This is a genomic window from Falsiroseomonas oryziterrae, from assembly GCF_021864505.1.
Taxonomy (GTDB): domain Bacteria; phylum Pseudomonadota; class Alphaproteobacteria; order Acetobacterales; family Acetobacteraceae; genus Falsiroseomonas; species Falsiroseomonas oryziterrae.
On the sequence record NZ_JAKJIB010000016.1, the window covers coordinates 19,736 to 30,647 of the forward strand.

The 10,912-nt window shown below is 70.0% G+C and carries 9 protein-coding genes; 5 read left to right on the plus strand and 4 right to left on the minus strand.

Annotation, left to right across the window (positions count from 1 at the left end; genetic code table 11):
- Positions 1-14: 14 nt before the first annotated feature.
- Together L2I40_RS03140 and L2I40_RS03145 are read right to left on the minus strand one after the other, a co-directional pair.
- Positions 15-2,291 (minus strand): putative bifunctional diguanylate cyclase/phosphodiesterase, encoded by a 2,277-nt coding sequence (locus L2I40_RS03140; RefSeq protein WP_237213406.1) that lies wholly within the window; start codon positions 2,289-2,291, stop codon positions 15-17.
- A complete protein-coding gene (locus tag L2I40_RS03145; protein WP_237213407.1) occupies positions 2,292-2,774 on the minus strand; it encodes a molybdopterin-dependent oxidoreductase in 483 nt (160 codons plus the stop codon).
- Positions 2,775-2,877: 103 nt separating this feature from the next.
- Between L2I40_RS03145 and L2I40_RS24445 the strand changes: the two genes are divergently transcribed.
- Both L2I40_RS24445 and L2I40_RS03150 read left to right on the plus strand, forming a co-directional pair.
- The gene (locus L2I40_RS24445) at positions 2,878-3,003 is read left to right on the plus strand and encodes a hypothetical protein (RefSeq protein WP_272910928.1); all 126 of its coding nucleotides are present in this window, start codon (positions 2,878-2,880) and stop codon (positions 3,001-3,003) included.
- A gap of 109 nt (positions 3,004-3,112) precedes the next feature.
- The gene (locus tag L2I40_RS03150; RefSeq protein ID WP_237213408.1) at positions 3,113-3,898 is read left to right on the plus strand and encodes a YqiA/YcfP family alpha/beta fold hydrolase; all 786 of its coding nucleotides are present in this window, start codon (positions 3,113-3,115) and stop codon (positions 3,896-3,898) included.
- A 196-nt stretch (positions 3,899-4,094) separates the two neighbouring features.
- Here L2I40_RS03150 and L2I40_RS03155 read toward each other — a convergent pair whose 3' ends face one another.
- Both L2I40_RS03155 and L2I40_RS03160 read right to left on the minus strand, forming a co-directional pair.
- On the minus strand, positions 4,095-4,370 hold the full coding sequence (locus tag L2I40_RS03155; RefSeq protein WP_237213409.1) for a cupin domain-containing protein: 276 nt from the start codon (positions 4,368-4,370) through the stop codon (positions 4,095-4,097).
- 11 nt (positions 4,371-4,381) lie between these two features.
- Complete coding sequence (locus L2I40_RS03160; RefSeq protein ID WP_237213410.1) at positions 4,382-4,798, minus strand: ketosteroid isomerase-related protein; 417 nt, start codon at positions 4,796-4,798, stop codon at positions 4,382-4,384.
- A gap of 100 nt (positions 4,799-4,898) precedes the next feature.
- Here L2I40_RS03160 and L2I40_RS03165 point away from each other — a divergent pair, with 100 nt between their 5' ends.
- From L2I40_RS03165 to ppdK, 3 genes are read left to right on the plus strand one after another with little or no spacing between them, the layout of a single operon-like run.
- The gene (locus L2I40_RS03165; RefSeq protein WP_237213411.1) at positions 4,899-5,765 is read left to right on the plus strand and encodes a glycine--tRNA ligase subunit alpha; all 867 of its coding nucleotides are present in this window, start codon (positions 4,899-4,901) and stop codon (positions 5,763-5,765) included.
- On the plus strand, positions 5,765-8,014 hold the full coding sequence (glyS, locus tag L2I40_RS03170) for a glycine--tRNA ligase subunit beta (protein WP_237213412.1): 2,250 nt from the start codon (positions 5,765-5,767) through the stop codon (positions 8,012-8,014). Before L2I40_RS03165 ends, glyS begins: the two co-directional genes overlap by 1 nt.
- A gap of 47 nt (positions 8,015-8,061) precedes the next feature.
- Positions 8,062-10,734: a pyruvate, phosphate dikinase gene (gene ppdK / locus L2I40_RS03175; protein WP_237213413.1), complete on the plus strand. Its 2,673-nt coding sequence runs from the start codon at positions 8,062-8,064 to the stop codon at positions 10,732-10,734.
- The last annotated feature ends 178 nt before the right edge of the window (positions 10,735-10,912 follow it).

Genomic DNA, 10,912 nt, shown 5'->3' on the forward strand with positions numbered 1-10,912 from the left:
GCCCGTCGCGACGCTCATGCGGCGCGCAGCATCTCCGTCAGCTCCGCCGGCGGCAGTGGGCGGCCGAGCAGGAAGCCCTGCACGTCGTCGCAACCGAGATCGCGCAGCGCCACCAGCTGCGCCTCGGTCTCGACACCCTCCGCGACCACCCGCGCCGAAAGCCCGTGCGCAAGCCGGACCACGGCATCCACGATCTCCCGGCTCGGCCCCGGCTCGGCGACGCCGGCCACGAAGCCGCGGTCGAGCTTGATCGCGTCGAAACGCAGGTCGCGGAGATAGCCGAGCGAGGAATAGCCGATGCCGAAGTCGTCGAGGGCGAGCCGCATTCCCATCCGTCGCAACTCCTCGAAGCAGGCGATCGCATTCTCCGCCTCCTCGAGGAACACGCCTTCGGTCACCTCGGCCTCGAGCAGCGACGGATCCGCCCGCGTCGCGCCGATCGCCTCGCGGATCAGCGGCAGCACCTGCCCCGTCGCGAAATGCGTCGCCGAGAGGTTGACCGCCACCGGCAGCGCCAGCCCTGCCGCGGACCAGCGCGTGCTCTGGCCGGTCGCCTCATGGAGGACAAAGCGGGTGAGGTCGTGGATCAGGCCGGCCTCCTCGGCCACCGGGACGAAGTCGGAAGGCGGCACCCAGCCGCGCTCGGGGTGGCGCCAGCGGATCAGGGCCTCGCAGCCGGTGACGACGCCGTCCCGGAGCCGGAACTTCGGCTGGTAATGCAGGGCGAAGGCGCGAGTCGCGAGGGCGGCGCGCAGATCCTCCTCCAGCCGCTGCCGATCGACCAGCCAGGCCTCCTGCTCGGCGGAGAACATCTCCACGCCTCCGCCGCCCTTCTCCTTGGCGCGGTCGAGCGCGATGCCAGCCCGCTGCAGCAGCGTCTCCGGCCCCAGTCCGTGCAGCGGCGCGAGGGCCGTCCCGACGGAGGCGGCCGAATGCACCGTGCAGCCCGCAAGCCGGAACGGGGCGGCCAGCGCCTGGACCAGCCGCGCCGCCGCGGCCTCGGCCTCCGCCTTGCCGACCAGGCCCGGCTGGACGACCGCGAACTCGTCGCCGCCGAGCCGCGCCAGGGTGTCGCCAGGCCGCAGCACGCCGCCGATTCGCGCCGCCGCCTCCAGCAGCAGGGCATCGCCCGCGCCGTGCCCGAGGCTGTCGTTGACCGTCCGGAACCGGGCGAGGTTGAGGCAGTGCACGGCGACAAGGCTGCGCGCGTCCCGGGCCTCCAGCGCCTCCTTCAGCCGTTCGATCAGGAAGCGCCGGTTGGGCAGGCCGGTCAGCGCATCGTGGAGCGCCATGTGCCGGATGCGTGCATCGGCCTCGCGCCGGTCGGTGACGTCGAGCCCGACCGAGACCACGCGCTCGACGCCCACGCGCGTGGTGAGCACGGGCGCGGCCGCCACGACCAGCGACCGGCGCCTGCCATCGGCATCGACCACCTCGCGCTCCTCCGGCGGCAGCGGGCGGCCGGAGGCCTGGGTCGCCACGGCGTCGGCATGGAGCCAGGACGGGGCGCCGCCGTCGAACGGCCCGCGCGGCGCGCCGCCGCCGTCCAGCTTGTAGAGATCGCGCGCCGCGCCGTTCGCCAGCAGCAGGCCGCCGGCGCCGTCGAAGGCGACGACCGCGACGGGCAGCGCATCCACCAATCCGCGCAAGGTCTCCTCGGCCTGGACGGCACGCTGCTCGCCCCGGCGCAGAAGGGCGATCAGCAGCCCGACGCTGACCATGAGCCCCAGCAGGCAGAGCCCCAGGATGACGGTCAGCTGCTGCCCGTTCTCGCGGGCGCGTGTCAGCAGGTCGGCGCGCTCGTGATGCAGCAGCAGGTTCAGGCGGACCAGGTCGTCGTCGACGCGCCCGAGCGCCGCGGCGATGCGCGCGGCAAGCGCGCGGTCCGCCGGGTCGAAGGCGGCGATGTCGGGATCGAGCGCCTCCACCGCACGGATCATCTCGTGCACGCGGTCGGCCTGCCGGTGCAGCGCGTCGCTGGTTTCCTCGTTGGTCTCGGTCAGCAGCTTGAGGCGGCTCAGCAGGATCTCGTGCCGCTCCTGCACGCGCTCCCGCCAGTCCCGCGGGCGCTCAGGATCGCCGAGGTGAAGCGCGCTCTGCAGCCGGTGCAGCTCGACCAGCGCCTGGCTGCTGAACCAGACCGAGACTCGCTGGCTCATCGTCTCCAGCTGGAGCTGCTCCTTCGCCCGGTACAGCGCCACTCCGACGGAGAGGGAGAAGAGCACCGTCGCGACGGCGAGCGCGACGAGGCCGGTGCGGGCGAATTCCTTGTCCTGCGCGGCGGCTCGCATTCAGCGGATCTCGATCCGACGCAACTGCCAGATCGCGCGCTCCCGCACCGTGGGCACGTCGAGCTCCGGCCGCTGCGACCAGGGGAAGATCAGCCAGACCGGTCCGCGGTCGCGGATGCGCATCGGCGCGCCATCCTCGCGCATGGCCAGGAAGGCCTCGTGCCGCAGCAATTCCGGGATCGGCGCCGAGATCGCATAGTCGTTCAGCGCCACGGCGTGCAGGACCGTGCCGCGCGCCCCGACCTGATCAAGCAGCCGCGCCAGCGGCACGCCGGCGAAGTGCCGCAGCGCAGGCCCGGTCCAGGCGGTCCGCGTCCGCAGCTCGACCTGGCCGAGCGCCTCGAGGCCCGCAAGGGTGAACTCCGCCGCCCTCGCGACGGCGCCGGTGACGCTGAGGACGATCCGCTCGTCGGCAGCGGCCGGCCGCGGCGCCGGCAGGGACAGGCCCGCCGCCGTGGCGGCCAGAAGGCTCCGGCGCTGCAAGACTGGACGCTCCTGACGCGTTCGTGAGCGCGATCATCGCGCAAGCCCCGGGTCCGTAGAAGCCCTCACCGGCGGCAACAGTGAGCCATCGGTCGAGCTCGGGTTGGCCGATCGCCTCGGCGAGGTCTCGTCGGAGATCGAAAGTCGCTTCGGGGAGAAGGCGCAGCAGGTGGTGGTCGGCGCGCGCCGCCCCCTGGCTCGCGCGGCCTGGGCAAGGCTGGCGCTGTAGGTTTCGGCACTTGCGCAGGTCGAGCCGGTTCCGTCTTGAAGGTTGGCCCAGCGCGTGAAACCCTCGACAATATACTACCCTGGGTTGGCGACGCTGGACACGCTCTGGCGTGCTTGAGGTCCGTCAGACCCGAGAGCTGGGTGCCTTCCCCCAGAAGAATTTCAACTGCGGAGAGCCGGCAGTGATAACGATCATGGACTGCGCTAACGCGTGCCAAGGAGTCTACAAGAATCAGGACATACCTGGATTTGCGTTAAAGAACGGATTCTATGATCCGAAGAACACAGGAACCTACAAAATATTCGGTTGGTCGAGGGGAGCTCAACCGGGTGGCGCCGTCGAGTTGCAGGGCTATTCAGTCGGATATTACGAGTCCCTTAACAATCCAAATTACTGCATCCTCAGCGTCCGCGGAAGCGCCAAAGGGAAGATGACCAAAGACTGGACAGATGATGACATCGACATCGGTCTTGGAAGGCTTCCCGACAGGACAAATGATGCATTGTCCTACATCGAAAGAAAACTTGCCCAAGTGAAAGCAGCCTATCCCATCATCGTCGGTCATTCTCTTGGTGGGTTTATCGCGCAATATTGCGCTGTCCGCACAAATACGCGATTCATCACCTTCAACGCGCCACCCGCGCTCCGGGCGTTCGGCGGTCAATTTCCGGACGGCAGGGCGGTCGGCAATTTCAGATCCGGTCTGAACTATCGCACCAAGTACGACCCCGTCAGCAAAGTGCCAGGGTCACATGTCGGGCCTCTCATTACTCTTAGACTGGGCGGAGAAAGCAAACTCGCTTCGCATAAGATGAGCGTCGTTATCCCATGCCTGAACCATACGGGCATCGCGAACGACCCAGCCTTCGCCGCCATCGCGCTCGCAAACCGATAGCCTTCGGGGGGGCGCCCGCCCGTTTATCGGTTCCACGCGATACCGAACGGTGCCGATCCTGATCGGGGTCGAGACCCAGGGCTCGGAAGCGGCCCCCGATCGAAGCGCTTCGCCGCGGTCCCGTCCGGGGACGACGGCCGAGGCGCCACTTGCCGAGGCTGTCCGCCGAACGGCGGGGCCCTGGCGCGGCTGCGGCTCAGCCCCGCGCCCTCCGCCCGACCAGATAGGTCGCGCCCTCGGGCCCGAAGGCCTCGGCATGCGGGACATCGGCGGCCAGCTCGAAGCTCTCGCCCGGCCCGTAGCGCCGCGTCTCGCCGCCGCAGGTCAGGATGAACGCGCCGTCCAGGATCAGCAGGCGGGCATCGAAGGGATGGCTGTGCTCCGGCACGACCTGGCCCGCCTCCATGCGGCGGTCGAGCGGTCCGGCGAAGCCGTCGCGGGCGAGGCCCGCCTCCCAGGCCGCGCGATCCATGATGTCCTTCCTCAGGCGCTGACCTGCCGGATCCAGTCCTGCAGGTTGTAGTAGGTCGTGATCCGCGTGATCCGGCCGCCCTCGATGCTCAGGAACGCCCCGGCCGGCAGACGATAGGCCTGGCCGCGCGCCTCGGGCAGGCCAGGCTCGGTGCGGAGATAGCGCCCGGCGACCACGAACTCCGCCGCGGCGCGAGTGCCGGAGGCATCGGCCATGACCACCACCTCCTCCAGCCGCTCCTCATAGGCGGCGTCCATCTGCGCCATGAAGGCACGGAAGGCGGGCAGCCCGGTCCGGCGCCCGCCCTGGTTCACGTCATGCGCCACGTCCTCGGCCAGCAGCGCGCACATCGCCGCCCGGTCGCCGGCGTTGAAGGCGTCGTAATAGGCGCGCACCAGGGCCTCGGCGGCGTCACGGGGATCGGGCATCAGTCTCGGTCCTGCCAAAGGGGCTGTCCGGGGGCGCTGTTGGCCGTTCCCGCCGGGTGGTCTATCTCGCGGCTGCGAAACGCCCCGGCAAGACACCCCGATGCCCGAGACGCCTTCCTTCCAGGAGATCATCCTGCGCCTGCACCGCTTCTGGAGCGGTCAGGGCTGCCTGATCCTGCAGCCCTACGACATGGAGGTCGGCGCCGGCACCTTCCACCCGGCGACGACGCTGCGCGCCCTCGGGCCCAAGCCCTGGGCGGCGGCCTACGTCCAGCCCTCGCGCCGCCCCGCCGACGGCCGCTATGGCGAGAACCCGAACCGCCTGCAGCACTACTACCAGTACCAGGTCATCATGAAGCCAAGCCCGCGCGACGCGCAGGACCTGCTGCTGGCGAGCTACCGCGACCTCGGCCTCGATCCGATGAAGCACGATTTCCGCTTCGTGGAGGACGACTGGGAAAGCCCGACGCTCGGCGCCTGGGGGCTCGGCTGGGAGGTGTGGTGCGACGGGATGGAAGTCGGCCAGTTCACCTATTTCCAACAGGTCGGCGGCATCCCCTGCGAGGTGCCGAGCTTCGAGATGACCTACGGGCTGGAGCGGCTCGCCATGTTCATCCAGGACGTGGACGACGTGTACGAGCTCGACTTCAACGGGCGCGGCGTGCGCTACGGCGACGTCTTCCGCCGGGCGGAGGTGGAGTACAGCCACCACAACTTCACCGCCGCCGACACGGCGATGCTGTTCCAGCACTTCGCTGACGCCGAGCGCGAGTGCAACGCGCTGCTGGACCATCAGCCGCCGCTGGCGCTGCCCGCCTATGACCAGTGCATCAAGGCGTCGCACCGCTTCAACCTGCTCGATGCGCGCGGCGCGATCAGCGTGGCGGAGCGCCAGGCCTATATCGGCCGCGTCCGCGCCCTGGCGAAGCGCTGCTGCGAGGCCTGGGTGGCGGGGGAGACGGCCTGATGCCCGAACTCCTGCTCGAACTCTTCTCCGAGGAGATCCCCGCGCGCATGCAGGCGCGCGGCGCGGAAGACCTGGCCAAGGCCGTCGCCGCGGCGCTCGCCGCACGTGGCTTGCCCTTAACCGATCACCGAGCCTTCTTTGGTCCCCGCCGGCTCAGCATCGTCGGACGTGTCCCACCGAGTTCTGCGGAGGAGCAGTGGGAAGAGCGCGGCCCCCGGCAGGGCGTTCCCGCAGAGGTCCTCCTAGCGTTCATTCGCGGAAAGGTCGCCCCGAAGTTCGGCTGGAACAACGCCGAAGAACACGGAGCTGCGGTCAACGCGCTCCTTTCTGGACAGGCTTACCTCCGTGGTGGCGACGAGCCGGTCGTTCGCGACCTTCGCCTCGCCTGGAAACAGTCGGGGAAAGCTCCAGCGCTGATCGCATCGGCGCTGGTGCCTGGCGACGGCGCTGACCGCATCATCGCGGAAGTTCTACCGCGCGTCGTCCGCGCCCTGTCCTGGCCGAAATCCATGCGCTGGAACGGCCCCTTCGCCTGGGTCCGCCCGCTGCATCGCATCCTCTGCACGCTGGACGGCGAGGTCGTGCCCTTCGCCATCGAGGACCTGCCGGGCATGGCCTCGGCGAACCTCACGGAAGGCCACCGCATCATGGCGCCCGGCGCCTTCGCGGTGCGCGGCTTCGCCGACTACGCGGCCGGCCTGCGCGACCGCAAGGTCATCCTCGACGCCGCCGAGCGCCAGAGCCTCATCGAGGACGGGCTGGCGCGGCTCGCCGCCGCCGAGGGCCTGTCCGTCGTCCCGGATCGCGGGCTGCTCGAGGAAGTGGCCGGCCTCGTCGAATGGCCGGTGCCGCTGCTCGGCCGCATCGACGACGCCTTCATGGACCTTCCGCCCGAGGTCATGCGCACCACCATGCGCGTGAACCAGCGCTACTTCGCCCTCGTCGCCGCGGATGGCCGCGCCGCGCCGCGCTTCGGCGTCGTCGCCAACATCGAGGCGACGGATGGCGGCGCGACGCTGGTCGCCGGCAACGAACGCGTGCTGCGCGCGCGCCTGTCCGATGCGCGCTTCTTCTGGGACCAGGATCGCAAGCAGGCGCTCGAGGATTTCCTGCCGAAGCTCGACCAGGTCGTGTTCCACGCGAAGCTCGGCACGCAGGGCCAGCGCGTCGCGCGGCTGGAGCGGCTGGCGCGCTTCCTCGCGCCTCTGGTCGGCGCGGATGCGAACCTCGCCGCGCGCGCCGCGCGGCTGGCCAAGGCCGACCTCGCCTCCGGCATGGTCGGCGAGTTCCCCGAGCTGCAGGGCGTGATGGGCCGCTACTACGCGCTGCATGGCGGCGAAGACCCGCGCGTCGCGGAGGCCATCGGCACGCAATACCGCCCGCTCGGCCCCGGCGACGCCGTGCCGTCGGAACCGGTCGCGATCGCGGTGGCGCTGGCCGACAAGATCGACACGCTGACGGGCTTCTTCGCGGCCGACGAGCGCCCGACCGGCAGCGGCGATCCCTTCGCGCTCCGCCGCGCCGCACTCGGCGTCATCCGTATCATCCGCGAGAACGGCCTCAGGCTGCGCCTGGCCGACATCTTCGCCGAGGCCTTCTTCGGCTACCCGCAGGCCGTCGGCGTCTCGCCCGAGCCGGAATTTGGCATGGCGGTCGCGCAGGAGAAGCTGAACGCCGGCTGGAAGCCGGCGAAGGACTCCGCGCATCCGCCGATGGTCGCGGCCTTCGCGGCGGGCCTGGTGGACTTCCTCGCCGAGCGCCTCCGCGTGCAGCTTCGTACCGAAGGCGCGCGGCACGACGTGGTCGCGGCAGCCTTCACCGGCGGCGAGGACGACCTCGTCCGCCTACTCGCCCGCGCCGATGCGCTGAAGGGACTCGTCGAGTCCGAAACCGGGAAGAACCTCCTCGCCGCCTACAAGCGCGCCGCCAACATCCTCCGCATCGAGGAGAAGAAGGACGGCCCGCACAGCGGCCCGGTGGACGCCGCCCTGCTGACGGCGCCCGAGGAACGGGCACTGGCCGCCGCCCTAGACGCCGCCGAGCCCGCATTCCGCACCGCGCTCGGCGCCGAGGATTACACCTCCGCAATGTCGGCGCTTGCCGCCTTGCGCGAAGCGGTGGATGCCTTCTTCGACCGCGTGACCGTGAACGACCCGGATGCGCAACTCAGGCGCAACCGGCTACGCTTGCTCAACCGCCTGCGCACCGCCATGGATGCGGTCGCGGATTTCGCACGGATCGAAGGCTGACGCGCGGCGCCCCCCGCCGCGCGACGCCAGCAGGAGAACGCCGCCCCATGGCAAAGTGGGTCTACAGCTTCGGCGCCGGCCACAACGAAGGCCGTGCGGACATGCGCAACCTGCTCGGCGGCAAGGGCGCCAACCTGGCCGAGATGGCGAGCATCGGCCTGCCCGTCCCGCCCGGCTTCACGGTGACCACCGAGGTCTGCACCTACTACTACGCCAACAAGCACACCTACCCCGCCGACCTGCGCAGCCAGGTTTCGGAGGCGCTGTCCCGCGTCGAGGCCGCGGTCGGCGCGCGCTTCGGCGACACCCACAAGCCGCTGCTCGTTTCCGTCCGCTCCGGCGCGCGCGTCTCCATGCCCGGCATGATGGACACGGTGCTGAACCTCGGCCTCAACGACGCGACGGTGGACGGCCTCGCCGCCGCCTCCGGCGACGCCCGCTTCGCCTGGGACAGCTATCGCCGCTTCATCCAGATGTTCGGCTCCGTCGTGCTCGGCGTGGACCACCACCGCTTCGAGGAAATCATCGAGCATGTGAAGCTCGACAAGGGCGCGTCGGAGGACACCGAGCTCGACGCGACCGACTGGCACCGCGTCGTCGCCGGCTACAAGGACATGGTGCAGGAGGTCACGGGACACCCCTTCCCGCAGGACCCGCACGCCCAGCTCTGGGGCGCGATCGGCGCGGTGTTCGGCAGCTGGATGAACCCGCGCGCCAACACCTATCGCCGCCTGCACGACATCCCGGCCGACTGGGGCACCGCGGTGAACGTCCAGGCCATGGTGTTCGGCAACATGGGCAATGACTGCGCCACCGGCGTCTGCTTCACCCGCGATCCCTCGACCGGCGAGAACATCTTCTACGGCGAGTACCTGATCAACGCGCAGGGCGAGGACGTCGTCGCCGGCATCCGCACGCCGCAGCCCATGTCGGAAGCCCGCGCCAAGCCGGGCGAGCGCAGTATGGAAGCCGCCATGCCCGCGGCCTATGCGGAACTCGTGCAGGTGCGCGCGACGCTCGAGAAGCACTACCGCGACATGCAGGACATCGAGTTCACGGTGCAGCAGAACAAGCTCTACATGCTGCAGACGCGGAACGGAAAGCGCACCGCCGCCGCCAGCCTCAAGATCGCGGTCGACATGGCGCGCGAGGGCCTGATCGACCAGGCGGAAGCCGTGAAGCGCGTGGACCCGAAGGCCCTCGACCAGCTGCTGCATCCGACCCTTGACCCGAAGGCGCCGCGCAAGCCGCTGGCGAAGGGCCTGCCGGCCTCGCCGGGTGCCGCCTCCGGCACCGTCGTCTTCTCGGCCGACGAGGCGGAGCTGCGCGCGGCGAAGGGCGAGGCGGTGATCCTCGTCCGCATCGAGACCTCGCCCGAAGACATCCACGGCATGCATGCCGCCAAGGGCATCCTGACGACGCGCGGCGGCATGACGAGCCACGCCGCGGTCGTGGCGCGCGGCATGGGCCGGCCCTGCGTCGCCGGCGCCGGCTCCATCACCGTGGATTACGCGCAGCAGGTGCTGAGCGCCGGCGGCAAGCGCGTGCAGGCGGGCGAAGTCATCACCCTCGATGGCGCGACCGGCGAGGTCTTCATCGGCCCCGTCGCGATGATCGAGCCGAAGCTGTCGGGCGATTTCGCGACGCTGATGGAATGGGCGGATTCGGTCCGCAAGCTGAAGGTGCGGACGAACGCCGAAACGCCCCTGGATGCCGAGACGGCGAGAAAATTCGGCGCCGAGGGCATCGGGCTCTGCCGCACCGAGCACATGTTCTTCGACCCCGAGCGCATCGGCGCAGTGCGCCAGATGATCATGGCGGAGACCGAGACCGGCCGCCGCGCGGCGCTCGCGCGCCTGCTGCCCTTCCAGCGGCAGGACTTCATCGACCTCTTCCGCATCATGGCCGGCCTGCCGGTGACCATCCGCCTGCTCGACCCGCCGCTGCACGAATTCCTTCCCCACAAGGATGAGGAGATCGAGGAGGTCGCGCAGGACCTCGGCGCCGACATCGCCGCGATGAAGCGGCGCGTGTCGGAGTTGTCGGAAGCCAACCCGATGCTCGGCCATCGCGGCTGCCGCCTCGGCATCACCTTCCCCGAGATCTACGAGATGCAGGCCCGCGCGATCTTCGAGGCCGCGGTCACCATCGGGAAGGAAACCCACAAGGCGCCGGTGCCGGAGATCATGATCCCGCTGGTCATGACGCGGCGCGAACTCGAGATCACGCGCGCCATGGTGGACAAGGTCGCGCAGGAGGTCTTCGCCGAGTCCGGCTACCACGTCGAATACTTGGTCGGCACGATGATCGAGCTGCCTCGCGCCGCGCTCACCGCCGATGCGATCGCCGAGAGCGCGGACTTCTTCTCCTTCGGCACCAACGACCTGACGCAGACCGTCTTCGGCCTGTCGCGCGACGACGCCGGCAAGTTCCTGCCGCTCTATGTCGAGCGCGGCATCCTCGCGCGCGATCCCTTCGTCTCGATGGACATGGAAGGCGTCGGCGCGCTGATCGAGATCGCGGTCGAGAAGGGCCGCCGCGTGAAGACCGACCTCAAGCTCGGCATCTGCGGCGAGCATGGCGGCGACCCGGCCTCCGTGCACTTCTGCGCGCGCACCGGCCTCGACTACGTGTCCTGCTCGCCCTACCGCGTGCCGATCGCGCGCCTCGCCGCGGCGCAGGCCGCGCTGGCCGGCGGCGGGGGCGACAGGACGGCGTGATGCGGCGTCACGCAGGGGGGCGTCGCCCCCCTGCACCCCCCACCAAGGGGCAGTGGCCCCTTGGAACCCATTCGCTTAACGCCGAAGGCGGAGGGGGCCTGGCCCCCTCCGCCTTCGGCGTTGAACTGATCGAGGTCCAGGAGGCCCCGTCCAACGCCCTTGGCGTTGGACCCTGGCG